Source organism: Burkholderia ubonensis (assembly GCF_001718695.1).
In the GTDB taxonomy this organism is placed as follows: Bacteria; Pseudomonadota; Gammaproteobacteria; order Burkholderiales; family Burkholderiaceae; genus Burkholderia; species Burkholderia ubonensis_B.
The window spans coordinates 2,849,283-2,867,027 of sequence record NZ_CP013420.1; the positions used below are offsets into that span (position 1 = coordinate 2,849,283).

The 17,745-nt window shown below is 66.0% G+C and carries 18 protein-coding genes, 1 tRNA gene and 1 pseudogene; 6 read left to right on the forward strand and 14 right to left on the reverse strand.

What is annotated here, in order from left to right; genetic code table 11:
* Positions 1–284: 284 nt before the first annotated feature.
* The 5 genes from cydX to rpoH form a co-directional block, all read right to left on the reverse strand.
* On the reverse strand, positions 285–410 hold the full coding sequence (gene cydX, locus WJ35_RS12985) for a cytochrome bd-I oxidase subunit CydX (RefSeq protein WP_042586361.1): 126 nt from the start codon (positions 408–410) through the stop codon (positions 285–287).
* 53 nt (positions 411–463) lie between these two features.
* On the reverse strand, positions 464–1,600 hold the full coding sequence (gene cydB, locus WJ35_RS12990; protein WP_059962725.1) for a cytochrome d ubiquinol oxidase subunit II: 1,137 nt from the start codon (positions 1,598–1,600) through the stop codon (positions 464–466).
* 31 nt (positions 1,601–1,631) lie between these two features.
* Complete coding sequence (locus WJ35_RS12995; protein ID WP_010090636.1) at positions 1,632–3,212, reverse strand: cytochrome ubiquinol oxidase subunit I; 1,581 nt, start codon at positions 3,210–3,212, stop codon at positions 1,632–1,634.
* Positions 3,202–3,474 carry a cytochrome oxidase putative small subunit CydP gene (cydP, locus tag WJ35_RS13000; protein ID WP_176728769.1) on the reverse strand — a complete coding sequence of 91 codons (273 nt, stop codon included), beginning with the start codon at positions 3,472–3,474 and terminating at the stop codon, positions 3,202–3,204. Before cydP ends, WJ35_RS12995 begins: the two co-directional genes overlap by 11 nt.
* A 301-nt stretch (positions 3,475–3,775) precedes the next feature.
* The gene (rpoH, locus tag WJ35_RS13005; RefSeq protein WP_010090638.1) at positions 3,776–4,711 is read right to left on the reverse strand and encodes an RNA polymerase sigma factor RpoH; all 936 of its coding nucleotides are present in this window, start codon (positions 4,709–4,711) and stop codon (positions 3,776–3,778) included.
* A gap of 361 nt (positions 4,712–5,072) precedes the next feature.
* Between rpoH and WJ35_RS13010 the strand changes: the two genes are divergently transcribed.
* Positions 5,073–5,639, forward strand: coding sequence for an acyloxyacyl hydrolase (locus tag WJ35_RS13010; protein WP_060235978.1), 567 nt, complete (start codon positions 5,073–5,075; stop codon positions 5,637–5,639).
* 45 nt (positions 5,640–5,684) lie between these two features.
* On the forward strand, positions 5,685–6,068 hold the full coding sequence (locus WJ35_RS13015; RefSeq protein WP_010090640.1) for a nuclear transport factor 2 family protein: 384 nt from the start codon (positions 5,685–5,687) through the stop codon (positions 6,066–6,068).
* A 140-nt stretch (positions 6,069–6,208) separates the two neighbouring features.
* Here WJ35_RS13015 and leuA read toward each other — a convergent pair whose 3' ends face one another.
* Together leuA and ybiB are read right to left on the reverse strand one after the other, a co-directional pair.
* A complete protein-coding gene (gene leuA, locus WJ35_RS13020) occupies positions 6,209–7,855 on the reverse strand; it encodes a 2-isopropylmalate synthase (RefSeq protein ID WP_060235979.1) in 1,647 nt (548 codons plus the stop codon).
* A gap of 414 nt (positions 7,856–8,269) precedes the next feature.
* Positions 8,270–9,247 (reverse strand): DNA-binding protein YbiB, encoded by a 978-nt coding sequence (gene ybiB, locus WJ35_RS13025; protein ID WP_069239437.1) that lies wholly within the window; start codon positions 9,245–9,247, stop codon positions 8,270–8,272.
* Positions 9,248–9,417: 170 nt separating this feature from the next.
* Here ybiB and maiA point away from each other — a divergent pair, with 170 nt between their 5' ends.
* Positions 9,418–10,062, forward strand: coding sequence for a maleylacetoacetate isomerase (gene maiA, locus WJ35_RS13030; RefSeq protein WP_060235983.1), 645 nt, complete (start codon positions 9,418–9,420; stop codon positions 10,060–10,062).
* A gap of 84 nt (positions 10,063–10,146) precedes the next feature.
* Here maiA and ftsY read toward each other — a convergent pair.
* Positions 10,147–11,267 (reverse strand): annotated as a pseudogene (gene ftsY / locus WJ35_RS13035) (signal recognition particle-docking protein FtsY).
* Between the two features lie 202 nt (positions 11,268–11,469).
* Here ftsY and rsmD point away from each other — a divergent pair.
* The 3 genes from rsmD (at position 11,470) to WJ35_RS13050 (ending at position 13,031) form a co-directional block, all read left to right on the forward strand.
* Positions 11,470–12,093, forward strand: a complete 624-nt coding sequence (gene rsmD / locus WJ35_RS13040; protein WP_060235985.1) for a 16S rRNA (guanine(966)-N(2))-methyltransferase RsmD — start codon at positions 11,470–11,472, stop codon at positions 12,091–12,093.
* Positions 12,094–12,204: 111 nt separating this feature from the next.
* Positions 12,205–12,705 (forward strand): pantetheine-phosphate adenylyltransferase, encoded by a 501-nt coding sequence (gene coaD, locus WJ35_RS13045; RefSeq protein WP_010090649.1) that lies wholly within the window; start codon positions 12,205–12,207, stop codon positions 12,703–12,705.
* Between the two features lie 59 nt (positions 12,706–12,764).
* Positions 12,765–13,031: a YfhL family 4Fe-4S dicluster ferredoxin gene (locus tag WJ35_RS13050; protein ID WP_069239268.1), complete on the forward strand. Its 267-nt coding sequence runs from the start codon at positions 12,765–12,767 to the stop codon at positions 13,029–13,031.
* Between the two features lie 70 nt (positions 13,032–13,101).
* On the opposite strand, the gene hisC is transcribed toward WJ35_RS13050, so the two are convergent.
* From hisC to ispE, 6 genes are all read right to left on the reverse strand, one after another.
* Complete coding sequence (gene hisC, locus WJ35_RS13055) at positions 13,102–14,169, reverse strand: histidinol-phosphate transaminase (RefSeq protein WP_069239269.1); 1,068 nt, start codon at positions 14,167–14,169, stop codon at positions 13,102–13,104.
* Between the two features lie 71 nt (positions 14,170–14,240).
* Positions 14,241–14,843, reverse strand: coding sequence for an aminoacyl-tRNA hydrolase (gene pth, locus WJ35_RS13060; RefSeq protein WP_010090652.1), 603 nt, complete (start codon positions 14,841–14,843; stop codon positions 14,241–14,243).
* 110 nt (positions 14,844–14,953) lie between these two features.
* Complete coding sequence (locus tag WJ35_RS13065; RefSeq protein ID WP_060235991.1) at positions 14,954–15,559, reverse strand: 50S ribosomal protein L25/general stress protein Ctc; 606 nt, start codon at positions 15,557–15,559, stop codon at positions 14,954–14,956.
* Between the two features lie 161 nt (positions 15,560–15,720).
* Positions 15,721–16,683 (reverse strand): ribose-phosphate pyrophosphokinase, encoded by a 963-nt coding sequence (locus WJ35_RS13070; RefSeq protein ID WP_059888343.1) that lies wholly within the window; start codon positions 16,681–16,683, stop codon positions 15,721–15,723.
* Positions 16,684–16,727: 44 nt separating this feature from the next.
* Positions 16,728–16,804, reverse strand: a tRNA-Gln gene (locus WJ35_RS13075).
* Positions 16,805–16,856: 52 nt separating this feature from the next.
* Positions 16,857–17,738, reverse strand: a complete 882-nt coding sequence (ispE, locus tag WJ35_RS13080) for a 4-(cytidine 5'-diphospho)-2-C-methyl-D-erythritol kinase (protein WP_060235993.1) — start codon at positions 17,736–17,738, stop codon at positions 16,857–16,859.
* Between the last annotated feature and the right edge of the window lie 7 nt (positions 17,739–17,745).

Here is a 17,745-nt window from a genome sequence, read left to right on the forward strand (position 1 = left end):
CCGCGGGGGCCCAAGCGGTGATCGTTCATGTCTCCTCCACCCAAGTGGACGCGGCCTGTGGACCGCCGCGTGAAAGATCATATGAAACCTTTGAATGGTATTCAAGTGGTATTAATTTGGTTCCAGAGTGGCATTGAATTTTGAGATGGGGCGACGCGAGGCGGCCGGGCCGCAGGCGAAAAAAAACCTCGCACGAGGCGAGGTTGGCTGCTGCGGGACGGCAATCCGTCCGGCGCGGCCGGGCGCATGTCGTCCGGGCGCGCGCGGCGGCTGCCGCCGCGGCGTCAGGCCCGGTCGGCTTTCGCGCCGGCCGGCGCGACGCGCTTCGGCTGCGCTTCGAGCCACATCGCGTTGACGATGCCGAACGCGAGCGCGACGCCGATACCGAGAATCCAGCTGAAGTACCACATGATCCGACTCCTTGCGAAACGTGGGGCGGGGGCGCGTGCGCGCCCCGCCGGGTTCAATACATCGAGTGCTTGTTTTCCTCGAGCGCCTCGCGCGTGACCTTGCCGCGCATCACGCGGTACACCCAGCCCGTATAGAGCAGGACGATCGGCAGGAACACGATCACGGCGAACAGCATCACCTGCAGCGTCATGTGGCTCGACGTCGAGTCCCACACGGTCAGGCTGCTCTTCGGGTCGAGCGACGACGGCATGATGAACGGGAACATCGAGAAGCCCGCGGTCAGGATCACGCCGACGATCATCAGGCCCGTGCAGAAGAACGCGGTCTTCTCGAGGCGCGAGCCCGCGAGCAGCAGCGCGAGCACGCCGCCGGCGATGCCGACGACCGGCGCCGCGACCATCCACGGATACTCGCCGTAGTTCGCGAGCCACAGGCCCGAGCCCGCGGCGACGTCCTTCAGCAGCGGGTTCGCGACCGTGTCGGTCGGCGCCGCGTGCGTGACGTGATAGCCGCCGACATACGACGCGATCAGCACGCCCGCGAGCACGAACAGCACGACGGCGAGGAACGCCGACACGCGCAGCGCGACCGACGCGCGGCGCGCGATCACGCCGTCCGTCTTCATCTTGATGAACGCGGCGCCGTGCGCGACCAGCATCGTCAGGCTGACGAGGCCGCAGAGCAGCGCGAACGGGTTCAGGAGCGCCCAGAAGCTGCCGTGATAGCTGACGCGCAGGTCGGTGTCGAACTGGAACGGCACGCCCTGCAGCAGGTTGCCGAACGCGACGCCGAACACCAGCGCCGGCACGAAGCCGCCGGCGAACAGGCCCCAGTCCCAGCCCGCGCGCCAGCGCGGGTCCGGCCGCTTGCTGCGGTAGTCGAAGCCGACCGGCCGGAAGAACAGCGCGAACAGCACGAGCAGCATCGCGAAGTAGAAGCCGGAGAACGATGCCGCATAGACGAGCGGCCACGCGGCGAACATCGCGCCGCCGGCGGTGATGAGCCACACCTGGTTGCCTTCCCAGGTCGCGCCGACCGTGTTGACGATGATGCGGCGCTCCTCGTCGGTCTTGCCGAGGAACGGCAGCAGCGCGGTCGCGCCCATGTCGAAGCCGTCGGTGACGGCGAAGCCGATCAGCAGCACGCCGACGAGCAGCCACCAGATCAGCTTGAGAGTTGCGTAGTCCATAGCGATTCCTTGTTCGGTATCTGGGCCGGGCTCAGGCCGGGGCGCGCTCGCCGGCGGCCGCCAGCTCGTGGTGGTAGCGGCCGGTATGCAGCGACGACGGGCCGAGGCGCGCGTACTTGAACATCAGCGTGATCTCGATGATGAAGAGCGCCGTGTAGAACAGGATGAAGCCGGCCAGGCTCAGGTACAGGTCGGCCGGCGTCAGGCTCGACGCGGACAGGTGCGTCGGCAGGATGCCCGCGATCGTCCACGGCTGGCGGCCCAGTTCGGCGACGATCCAGCCGAATTCGATCGCGATCCACGGCAGCGGGATCGCCCACACCGCATAGCGCAGGAACCAGCGGCGGTTGTCCTGCAGCAGCTCGCGGCGCGCGCAGAACCAGAACGCGGCGACGAACGTCGCAAGGAACAGGAAGCCGAGGAACACCATGATCCGGAACGAGAAGAACACCGGTGCGACAGGCGGGATGGTCTTCTTCGCGGCGGCCTTGATCTGCTCCGGCGTCGCGTCGGTGACCTTCGGCGTGAACTGCTTGAGCATCAGCCCGTAGCCGAGATATTCCTTGTGCTTGTCGAACAGCGCGCGGGTCGCGGCGCTGGTGTCGCCTTCCTTGATCTTCTGCAGCGCGCCGTAAGCGATCATCCCGCTCTGGATGTGCTCTTCGCTGCGCTTGGCGAGCTCACGCAGGCCGATCACCGGCTCGTCGATCGAGCGCGTCGCGATCAGGCCGAGCGCATACGGGATCTTGATTGCGTAGTCGGTGCGTTCTTCCTGCTGGTTCGGCAGCCCGATCAGCGTGAACGCCGCCGGCGCCGGTGCGGTTTCCCATTCGGATTCGATCGCGGCGAGCTTCATCTTCTGCACTTCGCCGGTCGTATAGCCGGATTCGTCGCCGAGCACGATCACGCAGAGCGTCGACGCGAGGCCGAAGCCGGCCGCGACCGCGAACGAGCGCAGCGCGAAATCGGTGTCGCGCTTCTTCAGCAGATACCACGACGACACGCCGAGCACGAACATCGCCGCGGACACGTAGCCGGCCGACACGGTGTGCACGAACTTCACCTGCGCGACCGGGTTGAACACCACGTCGAACAGGTTCGTCATTTCCATCCGCATCGTCTGGTAGTTGAACTCGGCGCCGACCGGGTTGTTCATCCAGCCGTTCGCGACGAGGATCCACAGCGCGGACAGGTTCGAGCCGAGCGCGACGAGGAACGTGACCATCAGGTGCTTGACCTTCGACAGGCGGTTCCAGCCGAAGAAGAACAGGCCGACGAACGTCGATTCGAGGAAGAACGCCATCAGGCCTTCGACCGCGAGCGGCACGCCGAAGATGTCGCCGACGTAGTGCGAGTAGTACGACCAGTTCGTGCCGAACTGGAATTCGAGCGTGATGCCGGTCGTCACGCCCATCGCGAAATTGATGCCGAACAGCTTGCCCCAGAACTGGGTCATGTCCTTGTAGACCTGCTTGCCGGTCATCACGTAGACGGCTTCCATGACGACGAGCAGCCAGGACAGGCCGAGGGTCAGCGGTACGAACAGGAAGTGGTAGAGCGCTGTGATGCCGAACTGCAGACGCGACAGATCGACGACTTCGCTACTTATCATGGTGGTCTCCCTCGGTAGAGGCGGGGGCCGGCACCGAGAGCAGCTTCTCGGCGACGGCGGCAGGCGGCAGCGACATGTGCCTGGCCTGCGGGTGATTGAAGAATGCGTATTTGAGCGCCATCAGCAGGGCCAGCTTGACGAGCAGCACGATGGTGATGTCGCGGGCGAGCGTCGGGCCGCGGGCCCACGCGGCGAGGCGACCGCGCCAGCCGGTCGCACCGCCCGTGGGCGCGGGCTTTTTATCGATCGAGATCAAGGTCATTATCCAGAATCGTTTTAAAGCAGGTTTGGGGCGACTCTACGTCGGATTGATGACGGCCGTTAAGCAGTTTTAAATCCTATTGCGCCTGACGCATCAATTTTAAGAGGACGCTCGCGACGTGCCAGTGCCGCGCTGCGGCGGACCGTCGCGAAGGGATCGTCGAAACTTGAGCTAGATCAAGCATCGGCGGAACAGGCGGCGTTTTGGTGAATACCCGATTGAATTGGTCAAATTATGGGCGAAAAAAAACCGCTGCCGGACGGGCAGCGGTTTTCGATGAAGCGTTTTAATTCAGCGGGCGTTACGCGTATTCGGCGAGCGCCGTGCGCATTTTCTTCATCGCGCTCGCTTCGATCTGGCGAATGCGCTCCGCCGACACGCCGAACTCGGCGGCGAGATCGTGCAGCGTCGAGCCGCCCGAGCCGTCGTCGTCGACGTGCAGCCAGCGTGCCTCGATGATGCGGCGGCTGCGCGCGTCGAGCGCGTCGAGTGCCTGCGCGATGCCGTCCGTCTGCAGCATGTCGCGCTGACGCGCGGCGAGCACGGCGGTCGGCTCGTTGTGCGAATCGGCGAGATACGCGATCGGCGCGTAGCTTTCCTCGCCGTCCTCGACCTGCCCTTCGAGCGCGATGTCGCCGCCCGACAGGCGGGTTTCCATCTCGGTGACTTCCTCGCGCTTGACGTTGAGCTCCTGCGCGAGGCCGTCGATTTCCTCGGGCGTCATCGCCTGCATGCCCTTTTTGTGGCTGCGCAGGTTGAAGAACAGCTTGCGCTGCGCCTTCGTCGTCGCGACCTTCACCATGCGCCAGTTGCGCAGGATGTACTCGTGGATCTCGGCCTTGATCCAGTGGATCGCATAGGACACGAGGCGCACGTTCTGCGCCGGATCGAAGCGCTTCACGGCCTTCATCAGGCCGATGTTGCCTTCCTGGATCAGGTCGCCGTGCGGCAGGCCGTAGCCGAGATAGTTGCGCGCGATCGACACGACGAGCCGCAGGTGCGACAGCACGAGGCGGCGGGCCGCATCGAGGTTGTTCTGCTCGCGGAACTCGGTGGCGTACCGGCGTTCTTCCTCGGCCGTCAGCAGCGGAATACGATTGACTGCCTGGATATAGGCGTCGATATTGCCCAGCTGGCCCGGCAACATCGAATGGGTTGCGAGCGCCAGCGAGCCTGCCGATTCGGCCTTAGCAGACGCCGGGCTCAGGGTGTTCGGAAGGGTCAGTGCGTTGCTCACTTAAGAAAACTCCTTTGGAATCAGGGATGAACCCCGGTCTCGGATGATTCCGCGGTCAATCTTAGCACTCCCGTCAACTGAGTGCTAATTCCTTAGAGGGGATGCGGGCTTTGGAGTTCCCGTTTTTCTATCGATCTGGCGATATCGATAGCATTGGGGCTGACCGCTCGAATGCCCGCAAGTTCCGTAACCTGTTGTTTTTCATGAGAATCAGTAGACGATTCTGATTTTTGTAGTTTCGACAGCAAACCATTTCGTTTCGTGATGCCGATCCGAAAAGTCCTTTACCATACCATTCTGTTCGCTCGAGCCCAGCCGCGTGGCGGCTGGCTCCGTTCAACCCACAAAGTTGGAGTGTCAGATGAACAATAAGAACGGTCGGCGGCGGAGCCGGCTTGCGTTGCACGCGGTCCTGGCGGCGTCGCTGCTGGGCGGTTCGGGGGCAGCGCTGGCGGATCGCTGGGGGATTCAGGCGGGCGGCGGGTTTTCGGATCGCCACAGCATCGACAAGGGCAGTCTCGGCGTGGTCTGGGATCCGGGCTGGACCTGGTGGGAAATCGGCGGCTGGCACTTCGCGTTCGTGATGGAGGGCAACGTCAGCTACTGGCATACGAACGGCAACGTCCACACGAGCATCTGGGAGGTCGGCGCGACGCCGATGTTCCGTTTCATCAAGAGCGCGGGCGCGGTTCGCCCGTACGTCGAAGCCGGCGCCGGCATCCGCCTGCTGTCTCATCCGACGATATCGAACGATCTGTCGATGTCGACCGCGTTCCAGTTCGCCGACGTGGCGGGCGTCGGCGTGCAGTTCGGGCAGCGGCAACAGTACCAGGTCGGCTACCGCTTTCAACATGTGTCTAACGCGGGTATCAAAGAGCCGAATCCTGGTATAAATTTCCACCAGTTCTATCTGCAGTACAACTTCTGATCCGCACGCCCGCGCACGGCGTGCGCGTTGCCGAGGAGTCAGGCGATGGCGAAGGTGGTCGATGCGATCCGCGCGCTCGAGCGCGATCGGTTCCGGGCGATGGTGGACGCCGACGGCGAAGTGCTCGACGCGCTGCTGTCGGACAAGGTGTTCTACGTGCACACCAACGGCAAACGGGAAACCAAGCAGCAGTTCATCGACGCCATCGCCGCCGGCCGCCGCCGCTATCGCCAGATCGAAATCCAGTCGCAGGACGTGCTGCCCGTGGGCGACGATACCTGCCTCGTCACCGGGCGCGCGCTGATCGAGATGGAAACGAACAACGGCGGCCTCGTGTTTCCGATTGCGTACACTGCGGTGCAGACGCAGGAGCAGGGGCGCTGGCGCCTGCTCGCGTGGCAGGCGACGCGGTGCGCGACCGAGACATGAACGCGCGTCGCGTTCCTTTTCGTGTCCCGTCCGAAGCGCCCTTCTGGGCCGCTTCCTGCTGGCCCGCGCAGCGCGGATCGCACGCTGCGCGGGCGGTCTCGCACCGCTCGCTGGCCTGCTTCAAACCCTGATTCAAACCCTTATGCCGCCGCACGGCGGTCGGCGCAGTGCCACGCCGAGCGGTTGATCGCGCTGACGACCGCGTCGAGCGCGGCGCTCGCCGCATCGGCGTGCACGCCGACGCCGTGCCGCGGCGGCGCGTCGCCGACCCGGCAGCCGACCGATACCGCGATTCGTCCGTCGACCGTGCGTGCGTGTTCGCACGACGCGACGTCGATCGTGACGCCCGCCGCGGCCGCGAAGGCCGCCGCCGCGCGCCGCGCCGCCTCGTCGGGCGTCGCGCCGGCCGCGCTGGCGCCCGCGACGTCGCGGTTCCGCCAGCGTGCGCTGCCGCCGCTGCGCGCGGCCGGGCCCTCGGTTTCGAAGAATTCGCGTGCGAACAGCGCGCAGATTGCGTCACCCGTCACTTCCTCGCCGGATGCGTCGGCGAGCGTCTGCACCGCATGGCTGAACTCGATCTGCACGCGGCGCGGCGGCGTGAAGCCCATTCCGCGTTCGAGCAGGAACGTCGCGCCGCCCTTGCCGGACTGGCTGTTCACGCGGATCACCGCGTCGTAGCTGCGGCCGAGATCGGCCGGATCGATCGGCAGGTACGGCACCTCCCAGATCGCGTCGGGCCGTTGCTGCGCGAAGCCCTTGCGGATCGCATCCTGGTGCGAGCCGGAGAATGCGGTGAACACGAGGTCGCCCGCATACGGGTGGCGCGGATGCACGGGAATCTGGTTGCAGCGCTCGACGACGCGGCGCACCGCGTCGATGTCGGAGAAGTCGAGGCCCGGATCGATGCCCTGCGTGTAGAGGTTCAGCGCGAGCGTGACGAGATCGACGTTGCCGGTGCGCTCGCCGTTGCCGAACAGGCAGCCTTCGATGCGGTCGGCGCCCGCGAGCAGCGCGAGCTCGGCGGCGGCGACGGCGGTGCCGCGGTCGTTGTGCGGATGCACGGACAGCACGATGCTGTCGCGATAGCCGAGGTTGCGGTCCATCCATTCGATCTGGTCGGCGAACACGTTCGGCGTCGCGGCTTCGACGGTCGCCGGCAGGTTGACGATCATCTTGTGGTCGCGGGTCGGCCGCCAGGTCTGCGCGACCGCGTCGCACACTTCGCGCGCGAACGGCAGTTCGGTCATGCTGAAGGTTTCCGGCGAATACTGGTAGGTCCAGTGCGTGTCCGGGCGCGCCATCGCGTGTTCCTTGATCATTCGCGTGCCGTCGACCGCGAGCGCCTTCACGTCGTCCTTCGACATCCCGAACACGATGCGGCGGAACGACGGGCAGATCGCGTTGTACAGGTGCACGATCGCGCGCGGCGCGCCTTCGAGCGCGTCGAACGTGCGGGCGATCAGGTCTTCGCGCGATTGCACGAGCACTTCGATCGTCACGTCGCCGGGAATGCGCTTCTCGTCGATCAGCCTGCGCACGAAATCGAAGTCGGTTTGCGACGCCGACGGAAAACCGACTTCGATCTCCTTGAAGCCGATCGCGACGAGCATCTCGAAGAATTCGAGCTTCTGCTCGATGCTCATCGGCTCGATCAGCGACTGGTTGCCGTCGCGCAGATCGGTGCTCATCCAGACCGGCGCGCGCTCGATCGTGCGGGTCGGCCACTTGCGGCCGTTGATGCGGACGGGTTCGAACGGTCGGTACTTTTCTTGTGGGTTGCGCTTCATCTTCGGGACCTCGGGTCTCAAGTCGCGAGCGAAGACGGGCGGCATGAGCGTCGGTTGACGCTGCCTCGCACCGTGTGGCGCCGGAACGCGCTGCGGATGCGGATGATCTTCGCGAATCGGCCGACGGATAGACGGACGAAAGCTGACGACTTCGGTTGTAAAAACTGCGAGAGGGGTACTGCGAGGAACTGCTGGGAGGGACCGTGCGGACAGCACACGGCGCTACGACAGCCTTAGGCTAGTCGTAGCGATAGCGGCCGCGCTAGGCGGCCGGAGGTAATTCGGAGGGTGTTCGGAAAGGAACGCATGGCGACAACTCTATGCCAGGATGCCCGCGCGTGTCAAATGGGGCGCGTCGGATGGCGTGCGTCGCGTGCGGCGGCGCCGGAACGGGTCCGGCACGCCATTGCGCGCTCAGGCGCCGCGGCGGACGATGCGCACGATCGTCTCGACCTGGCGCGCGACCGTCTCCGGCACCGGCATCTCGCCGCGCAGCACGGCGTCCGTCCAGGCCGCGGTCGTGGCCGCGTCGCGCGATTCCGGCAGCGCGACGGGCGGCGCGTCGGCCGACGAGCGCTCCGCTTCGATCAGCGTGTCGCAGACGCCGTCATGCAGCCAGTCGACCTGCACCTGGCGCCGCGTGTCGGCGACCGCTTCGCCTTCGGTGCCGCGCGCGAGCAGCGCGCCGCCCAGCGCCGCGTCCGGATGATCGCGGAACAACTGCGCGAGACTGTCGCGGTACGGTGGATGCGTGTAGTTGACGAGCCGCAGGCCGGCGGGCGCGAACGGCTGCAGGATCTTCACGAGCGTATGCGTCGAGTTGCGCACGCCGAGCACGCCGCGCATCGCCAGCAGGCGCGCGAGCCGCGGCGCGAGCGTGTCGATCGGCGCGAACGCGACGCGGCGTTCGGCGAGCATGTCCTCGATTCCGTCGTGCGACGCCGACGGAGCGATCGACAGCGCATTGAAGATCTCGGCGCTCGTCACGCGGCCCGGGTCGTGCGTGACGCCGTGCACGAGCACCGGCACGCCTTCGCGCGCGAGCAGGAGCGCGAGCAGCGGCACGAGGTTCGGCTGCTTGCGCGCGCCGTTGTAGCTCGGGATCGACACCGCGCGGAACGCGCCGTCGCGCACGTGCACGGGTTCGAACGACGCGTGCGCGGCGGCCAGCATCGCGGCCAGCTCGTCGGCGGTCTCGCCCTTCAGGCGATACGCGATCAGGATCGCGCCGAGTTCGAGGTCCGACACGCGCGCATCGAGCATCGCCCGATACAGCTCGAAGGTGTCTTCGGCGGACAGCGCGCGCGCGCCATGCGGGCCGCGCCCGATTTCCTTGATGAAGCGGGCGCACGGGAACGGCGAAGCGGCTGTGGAGTCTTGGGAAGCGGTCATCGTGACGGGGCGGGCGGCCGGCATCGGGCCGCGCGCTGAGCGGTGAGGAATGCCCGAGTATCGCACGGGCGCGCGTCGCGCAAGCGCGGCCGCGTATGCCGACGCGGTGCGGCGCGCTAAACTCGGAGTCCCCGGCGGCGCCGGCCGAATACGATTACGAGAGACATCCGATGAAGCTTTACAGCTATTTCCGCAGTTCCGCGTCGTATCGCGTGCGGATCGCGCTGCACCTGAAGCAGCTGCCGTTCGACTACGTGCCGGTGCACCTGCTGCGCGACGGCGGCCAGCAACTGAAGGACGAATATCGCGCGCTGAGCCCGGATTCACTGGTGCCGACGCTCGTCGACGGCGATGCGGCGCTGCAGCAGTCGCTCGCGATCGTCGAGTACCTGGACGAGACCCATCCCGAGCCGCCGCTGCTGCCGAATGCGCCGCTCGACCGCGCGTACGTGCGGTCGATCGCGCTGCAGATCGCGTGCGAGATCCACCCGCTCAACAACCTGCGCGTGCTGAAGTACCTGAAGCACATGCTCCAGGTGCCGGAAGAGGCGAAGAACGACTGGTACCGCCACTGGATCGAGGCGGGGTTCGCGACACTGGAAGCGCGCCTCGCGAACGATCCGCGCACCGGCAAGCTGTGCTTCGGCGACACGCCGACGCTCGCCGACATCTGCGTCGTGCCGCAGGTGTTCAACGCGAACCGCTTCGCGATCGACACGTCGCGCTTCCCGACGATCCAGCGGATCCACGACTACGCGATGACGCTCGACGCGTTCAAGGCGGCCGCGCCCGGCGTGCAGCCCGACGCCGAATGATGGCCGGCTGACGTCGCCGCGGCCCGCCGCCGCCAATGAAAACGGGCGCCCGAAGGCGCCCGTTGCAGGACGTGTCGACGGCGTTCAGCCGAGCAGCGCGTCCGCGAATTCCACTGCGCTGAACGGCTGCAGGTCCTCGACCTTCTCGCCGACGCCGATGAAGTAGACGGGCACCGGGCGCTGCCGCGCGATCGCGGCGAGGATGCCGCCCTTCGCGGTGCCGTCGAGCTTCGTGACGATGAGGCCGGTCAGGCCGAGCGCGTCGTCGAACGCCTTCACCTGCGTGAGTGCGTTCTGGCCCGTGTTCGCGTCGATCACGAGCAGCACTTCGTGCGGCGCGCCGTCGTGCGCCTTCGAGATCACGCGCTTCACCTTCTTCAGCTCTTCCATCAGATGCAGCTGCGTCGGCAGGCGGCCCGCGGTGTCGGCCATCATCACGTCGATGCCGCGCGCGCGCGCGGCGCTGACCGCGTCGAAGATCACCGCGGCCGGATCGCCGCTTTCCTGCTGCACGACCGTCACGTTGTTGCGCTCGCCCCAGATCGCCAGCTGTTCGCGGGCGGCCGCGCGGAACGTGTCGCCCGCGGCCAGCAGCACCGACTGGTCGAAGCTCTGCAGGTGCTTTGCGAGCTTGCCGATGCTGGTCGTCTTGCCGGCGCCGTTGACGCCCGCGATCATCATCACGAGCGGCTGCGCGCGGCCGAGCATCAGCGATTTCTCGAGCGGCTTCAGCAGGTCGACGAGCAGGTCGTGCAGCGCGGCCTTGACCTGCTGCGGATCGGTGAGCCGGCCCGTGCGCACTTTCTCGCGCAGCGCGTCGAGCAGGTATTCGGTCGCGTCGACGCCCGCGTCGGACATCAGTAGCGCGGTCTCGAGCTCCTCGTACAGGTCCTCGTCGATCTTCGTGCTGACGAACACGCCGGTGATGCTCGAACTGGTTTTCGCGAGCCCGGACTTCAGGCGCGCGAGCCACGATTTCTTCGCGTTCGGCTCCACACGGCGGGCGGCGGGACGATCTCGACCGTCTCGACGACTTCGCCGCGGCCGCCGTCGGCCGGGGTGACCGTCATCACGACGGCGGGCGCGGCCGGCTGCGGCGCGGGTGCATCGACGGACTGCGCGTCCGCCTGCGGCTCGGCGGCCGACGGCGCTTCTGCGGGCGTCGGCTCCTGCGTTTTCTTGAATCGTTTGAAGAAACTGAACATGGTCTGGCGTCGGGAAGAGGGCCGTTCGTCGCCGCTGAAGGCGCGGACTGCGTGCGGGCTGCCGCGCGCGACAGCCGAAACCTCGCATTTTATCAGGCGCAGCGCGGCGCTCGCGCCAGCGCGCGCCGCCGCTGTGGTAACGTGCGCCTGTTTGGCGGCGCGCCCCGTTCGCGCCCGGTCCTCCGTTCGATATTCCTCCCGCATGTCCCGTTCATCCCGTTCATCCTCCGGTCGCCCCGCGGCCCCCACCAGCCGCGGCAAGCCGCACACGATCCGCATCATCGGCGGCGACTGGAAACGCACGCCGCTCGCGGTGCTGGATCTCGACGGCCTGCGCCCGACGCCCGACCGCGTCCGCGAGACGCTGTTCAACTGGCTCGGCCAGGACCTCGACGGGCAGCGCTGCCTCGACCTGTTCGCCGGCACCGGCGCGCTCGGCTTCGAGGCCGCATCGCGCGGCGCGGCGAGCGTCGTGATGGTCGAGCGCCATCCGCGCGCGGCGCAGCAGCTGCGCGCGATCCGGGACAAGCTCGGCGCGCGCACGGTCGAGGTCGCGGAGGCCGATGCGCTGCGGCTCGCGGCCGGCCTCGCGCCGGGCGCGTTCGACGTCGTGTTCCTCGACCCGCCGTTCGGCGACGCGGACGTGCTCGCGCGCGCGATCGCGCTCACCGCACCGCTGGTTGCGCCGGGCGGCGCGCTGTACGTCGAGACGGGCGCGGAACTCGACCCGGCCGGGCACGACGCGCTCGCCGGCTGGGAGATCGTGAAGCATGGCAAGGCCGGCGCGGTCCACTATCATTTGCTGCGACGCGAAAATGATGAATAATGCGCGTTCCAAAAACGAGGCGACGTGCGACAGGCGACGTTTGCCCAGCTCGGCAGTGGCGTGCGCGTCGCACGGCTGCACCCCCATTTGCGTGATGACAGGAGGAGCGACATGGTAGTCGCCGTGTATCCGGGTACGTTCGATCCGCTGACGCGTGGCCACGAAGATCTCGTGCGGCGCGCGTCGAGCATTTTTGATACGCTGGTCGTCGGCGTCGCCGACAGCCGCGCGAAAAAGCCGTTCTTCTCGCTGGAGGAACGTCTGGAGATTGCGAACGAGGTGCTCGGCCATTACCCGAACGTGAAGGTGATGGGCTTCACCGGCCTGCTGAAGGATTTCGTCCGCACCAACAACGCGCGGGTGATCGTGCGCGGCCTGCGCGCGGTGTCCGATTTCGAATACGAGTTCCAGATGGCGGGGATGAACCGCTATCTGCTGCCGGACGTCGAGACGATGTTCATGACGCCGTCCGACCAGTACCAGTTCATTTCGGGGACGATCGTGCGCGAAATCGCCCAGTTGGGTGGAGATGTCAGCAAGTTCGTGTTCCCGTCGGTCGAGAAGTGGCTGACGGAAAAAGTGGCCGCAATGGGCCAAGGCCCGGCCGCGTGATGCGGCGCCGGCCGGTTTCTCCCCGAAGCCGGCCGCGGGCCTGAGCAAGTGAGATCAGTATGGCTTTGATGATTACCGACGAGTGCATCAATTGCGACGTGTGCGAGCCCGAGTGCCCGAACGGCGCGATTTCGATGGGCCCGGAAATCTACGTGATCGACCCCGGCAAGTGCACCGAGTGCGTCGGCCATTTCGACGAGCCGCAGTGCCAGCAGGTGTGTCCGGTCGAATGCATCCCGCGCGATCCGCAGCACGCGGAAACGCACGCGCAGTTGATGGAGAAGTACCGCGCGCTGATCGCCGCGAAGGGCGACGACGCGCAGTGATGTCGCGGTGACGCGTGCGCGTCACCGTTTCTTCGGCCGGCGCAGCCTCGCGCCGGCGTCCTTCCGGTGTTCAGCCGATCATTTCACGCAAGGCCGCGACGAGCGCGTCGCACTCGGCATCGGTGCCGACGGTGATGCGCAGATGCTGGTCGATCCGCGGCAGCTTGAAGTGCCGCACGAAAATCTCCCGCTCCTTGAGCCGTGTCGCCAGCGTGGCCGCGTCGTGCGCCGGATGGCGCGCGAACACGAAATTCGCGGCCGACGGCACGACGTCGAATCCCATTGCTTCCAGCGCCTGCGTGAGCCGCGTGCGGCTGTCGATCACGCGCCGGCACGTCGCGTCGAAGTACGCGTCGTCCTCGTAGGCGGCGCGCGCCGCGACCTGCGCGAGGCGGTCGAGCGGGTACGAGTTGAAGCTGTCCTTCACGCGGTTGAGCGCGTCGATCAGGCCGGCATCGCCGAATGCGAAGCCGACCCGCATCCCCGCGAGCGAGCGTGCTTTCGACGTCGTATGGACGACCAGCAGGTTCGGATAGCGGTCGATCAGCGAGATTGCCGACTGCGCGCCGAAATCCACATACGCCTCGTCGATGACGACCGCCGACGACGGATTCGCGGCGGCGATCCGCTCGATGTCCGCGAGCGGCAGCGCGCGGCCCGTCGGCGCGTTCGGGTTCGGGAACAGCACGCAGCCCGCGTCGTCGAGGTAGTCGTCGACACGGATCGAGAAATCGTCGGCGAGCGGCAGCGCCGTGTATGGCACGCCGTACAGCCGCGCATAGGTCGGATAGAAGCTGTACGTGATGTCGGGGAAGCGCAGCGGCCGGTCATGCTTGAGCAGCGCCTGGAACGTGTGCGCGAGCACTTCGTCGGAGCCGTTGCCGACGAACACCTGGTCGGGCGCGATGCGGTGATGGGCGGCGACCGTCTCGCGCAACTGGCGCGCGAGCGGATCGGGATAGCGGCGCAGCGTGTCGCCGGTCTCGCCGAGCTCGTGCGCGATCGCCGCGACGACGCGCGGCGACGGCGGATACGGATTCTCGTTGGTGTTCAGCTTGACCGGATGCGCGAGCGCGGGCTGTTCGCCCGGCACGTAGGGCACGAGTTGCTGAACGACTTCGCTCCAGTAACGGCTCACCGCACGACTCCTGACGGGTAAAACGACGAGATTACCTCATGCGCGGCATGCGGTGCGCGCTGCGCATGCGCTCAGCCGTTGCGATGCAGCAGCATCGTCGCGCGGTCGAGCTCGCCCTTGACGATCATCGGCATCACGGCGAGCGCACGTTCGATCGACGCGTCGATCACGTCCTGCTCTTCGCGGCGCGGCGGCTTCAGCACGAAATTCGCGACGTCCGGCTTCGCGCCGGCGCGCGCGCTTTCGGGGATCAGGTCGCGCGGATGGCCGATGCCGATCCGCAGCCGCCAGTATTGCTGCGACGACAGGTGTGCGGAAATGTCCTTGAGGCCGTTGTGGCCGCCGCTGCCGCCGCCGCGCTTCAGCTTGACGGTGCCGGGCGGCAGGTCGAGCTCGTCGTGCGCGACGAGGATCTGGTCGGGCAGGATCTTGAAGAATTGCGCGAGCGCGACGACCGACTGGCCGGAGCGATTCATGTACGTCTGCGGCTCGAGCAGATGCACTTCCTCGCCGTGCAGGCGGGCCTTCGCGTAGAAGCCGTGGAAGCGGCGCTCGTCGCGCAGCGTGGCGCCCGCTTCGCGGGCCAGCTGGTCGATCAGCCAGAAGCCGGCGTTGTGGCGCGTCGCGGTGTATTCCGCCCCGGGATTGCCGAGGCCGACGATCAGTTTGATCATGACGTTTCGATGGCGGCGGCGAGCCGCCTGGGCGCAAAAAAGAAAAACCCGCCGGGGGCAAGCCGCGGCGGGTTGCGTCGACCGTTTCGGAAAACGGATCGAAAGGGCGCTTAGGCAGCCGGCGTTTCGCCTTCGGCCGCGTCCGACACGGCGCCAGCCGGCAGCGCTGCCGACGCGACGACCGGGTTTTCAGCGTCGACGTGCGAGGTCAGCGCAACGCCCTTCGGCAGCACGATGTCCTTCGCGTGCAGCGACTGGCCTGCTTCGATCTTCGACAGGTCGATTTCGAGGAATTCCGGCAGGTCGGCCGGCAGGCACTCGACTTCGATTTCCGTCACGACGTGCGAGATGATCGCGCTCGACAGCTTCACGGCTGGGCTGACTTCAGCGTTCAGGAAGTGCAGCGGCACCTTCGTGTGCAGCTTCTTCTTCGCGTCGACGCGCTGGAAGTCCACGTGCAGCACGAGTTGCTTGAACGGGTGGTACTGAACGTCACGCAGCAGGACTTGCTGCGACGCGCCGGCCACTTCGAGGTCGAGGATCGACGAGTGGAAGGCTTCCTTCTTCAGCGCGTGCCACAGGGCGTTGTGATCGAGTTCGATCATTTGCGGGGCTGCTTCGCCACCATAGACGATACCCGTGGTCTTACCAGCGTTGCGCAGGCGGCGGCTCGCACCCGTACCTTGCTGTTGGCGCTCGAAAGCGACGACTTTCATGTGATTCTCCATATGCTGCCCGCGACCAGGCAGTAAGACGGCCGTCATAACGGCGGCCCCTGATGAAACGGCCGGGGTTTCGTACGTCCCGGCCGATTGTGCAAAAAGCGAAGCGTTGCCGCTTCGCTTTTCGCGCATGCTTTGCTTGTCGGGTATCTCGATCAGGATTCCGCGAACAGCGACATCACCGAATCGCCGCGGCGGATCCGCGAGAACGTCTCGGCCAGGAGGCTCGCGCTCGTCAGCGAGCGGATCTTCGAGCAGCCGAGCGATTCTGCGGACAGCGGGATCGTGTCGGTGACGACCAGCTCGTCGAGCGCCGATGCGGCGATGCGCTCGGCGGCGCCACCCGACAGCACCGGGTGCGTCGCATATGCGAACACCTGCTTCGCGCCGCGATCCTTCAGCACTTGCGCAGCCTTGCAGAGCGTGCCGGCGGTGTCGACCATGTCGTCCATGATCACGCAGGTGCGGCCTTCGACTTCACCGATGATGTTCATCACTTCGGCGACGTTCGCCTTCGGGCGACGCTTGTCGATGATCGCGAGATCGCAGTTGAGCTGCTTCGCGAGCGCACGGGCGCGGACCACGCCGCCGACGTCCGGCGACACGACGAGCAGATCCGAGTAATTCTGCTTGCGCAGGTCACCCAGCAGGATCGGCGTCGCGTAGATGTTGTCGACCGGAATGTCGAAGAAGCCCTGAATCTGGTCGGCGTGCAGATCCATCGTGATGATCCGCTCGACGCCGGCGATTTCCAGCATGTTCGCGACGATCTTCGCCGAGATCGCGACGCGCGCCGAACGCGGGCGGCGGTCCTGGCGGGCGTAGCCGAAGTAGGGGATGGCTGCGGTGATCCGGCCGGCGGATGCGCGCTTGAGCGCATCGACCATGATCATCAGTTCCATCAGGTTGTCGTTGGTCGGCGCGCACGTGGATTGCAGGACGAAGACGTCCTTGCCGCGCACGTTTTCCTGGATCTCGACCTGGATCTCGCCGTCGGAGAAACGGCTGACCATTGCCTTGCCGAGGGGAATTCCAAGAATATTGACGACTTCCTGAGCAAGCGCGGGATTCGCGTTGCCAGTAAAGACCATCAAGCCATCATGGCTGTGGCTGCTCATCGTGCACCTGCTTCGGGCTTGGGCGGGAAATGCGGGAAAATTTTTGGCAGGGGAGGAAGGACTCGAACCCTCGCATGCCGGAATCAAAATCCGGTGCCTTGACCAACTTGGCGACTCCCCTACACTTAACTGATAACTCCGCCGGACTGTAGGTCATCCGACAAAGTAAAACTTCATGACGCGAAAGCGAAGAGCGGATGCTCGTTCAGGCTCTCGGCAACTGCGCCGTTCCAACCGGCGGGCAGTTTGGCTTTCACCGCTTCTGCCTCGTGCTTGCTGCGAAACACTGCAAACACGCTTGCTCCGGAGCCGGTCATCCTCGCGGGGGTCACATCATACAACCATTTGACCACCTGCGCAACTTCCGCGTACTTACTTGTCACAACTTGCTGCATGTCATTCCGGCCGAAGCTGTCTGGCCATCCTGCGTCGCTGCTTTGTCGTGCAAGAAAGTCTGTAATTGTGACTGCCTTTGAATCTCTTGTCAACAACTCATCTGAAAAAATTTCAGCGGTCGGGACATGAACGCTTGGCGTCACAACCAGGAACCAGCGAGTCGGCAATTCTACCTCAGCTAATTCTTCTCCGATACCCTCTGCGAACGCATTTTTCCCAAAAATAAAAAACGGCACGTCCGCGCCGAGTTTCACCGCGAGCGACTGCAATTCCGCGCGCGGCAGATTCAGCTGCCACAGACGGTTCAGCGCGAGCAGCGTGGTCGCCGCGTCGGAGCTGCCGCCGCCGAGGCCCGCGCCCATCGGCAGGCGCTTGTCGATCTCGATGTCGACGCCGGCCGTCGCGCCCGTGTGCGCCTTCAGCAGGTTGGCGGCGCGCACGACGAGGTCGCTTTCCTCGGGCACGCCCGGCATGTCGGTCGCGCGCGCAACCTTGCCGTCGTCGCGCAGCGTGAAGTGCAGCGTGTCGCCCCAGTTCAGCAGCTGGAACACGCTCTGCAGGTCGTGATAGCCGTTCGGGCGGCGGCCGGTGATGTGCAGGAACAGGTTGAGTTTCGCGGGCGCAAGGCAATTGCGCAGCGAACGGGTCGAGTCGGTCATGCTGGTG

Coding starts and splice junctions, on each gene's coding strand:
- cydX (WP_042586361.1), bottom strand. CDS start 410: ATGTGGTACTTCAGCTGGATTCTCGGTATCGGCGTCGCGCTCGCGTTC.
- cydB (WP_059962725.1), bottom strand. CDS start 1,600: ATGGACTACGCAACTCTCAAGCTGATCTGGTGGCTGCTCGTCGGCGTG.
- WJ35_RS12995 (WP_010090636.1), bottom strand. CDS start 3,212: ATGATAAGTAGCGAAGTCGTCGATCTGTCGCGTCTGCAGTTCGGCATC.
- cydP (WP_176728769.1), bottom strand. CDS start 3,474: ATGACCTTGATCTCGATCGATAAAAAGCCCGCGCCCACGGGCGGTGCG.
- WJ35_RS13010 (WP_060235978.1), top strand. CDS start 5,073: ATGAACAATAAGAACGGTCGGCGGCGGAGCCGGCTTGCGTTGCACGCG.
- WJ35_RS13015 (WP_010090640.1), top strand. CDS start 5,685: ATGGCGAAGGTGGTCGATGCGATCCGCGCGCTCGAGCGCGATCGGTTC.
- leuA (WP_060235979.1), bottom strand. CDS start 7,855: ATGAAGCGCAACCCACAAGAAAAGTACCGACCGTTCGAACCCGTCCGC.
- ybiB (WP_069239437.1), bottom strand. CDS start 9,247: ATGACCGCTTCCCAAGACTCCACAGCCGCTTCGCCGTTCCCGTGCGCC.
- maiA (WP_060235983.1), top strand. CDS start 9,418: ATGAAGCTTTACAGCTATTTCCGCAGTTCCGCGTCGTATCGCGTGCGG.
- rsmD (WP_060235985.1), top strand. CDS start 11,470: ATGTCCCGTTCATCCCGTTCATCCTCCGGTCGCCCCGCGGCCCCCACC.
- coaD (WP_010090649.1), top strand. CDS start 12,205: ATGGTAGTCGCCGTGTATCCGGGTACGTTCGATCCGCTGACGCGTGGC.
- WJ35_RS13050 (WP_069239268.1), top strand. CDS start 12,765: ATGGCTTTGATGATTACCGACGAGTGCATCAATTGCGACGTGTGCGAG.
- pth (WP_010090652.1), bottom strand. CDS start 14,843: ATGATCAAACTGATCGTCGGCCTCGGCAATCCCGGGGCGGAATACACC.
- WJ35_RS13065 (WP_060235991.1), bottom strand. CDS start 15,559: ATGAAAGTCGTCGCTTTCGAGCGCCAACAGCAAGGTACGGGTGCGAGC.
- WJ35_RS13070 (WP_059888343.1), bottom strand. CDS start 16,683: ATGAGCAGCCACAGCCATGATGGCTTGATGGTCTTTACTGGCAACGCG.
- ispE (WP_060235993.1), bottom strand. CDS start 17,738: ATGACCGACTCGACCCGTTCGCTGCGCAATTGCCTTGCGCCCGCGAAA.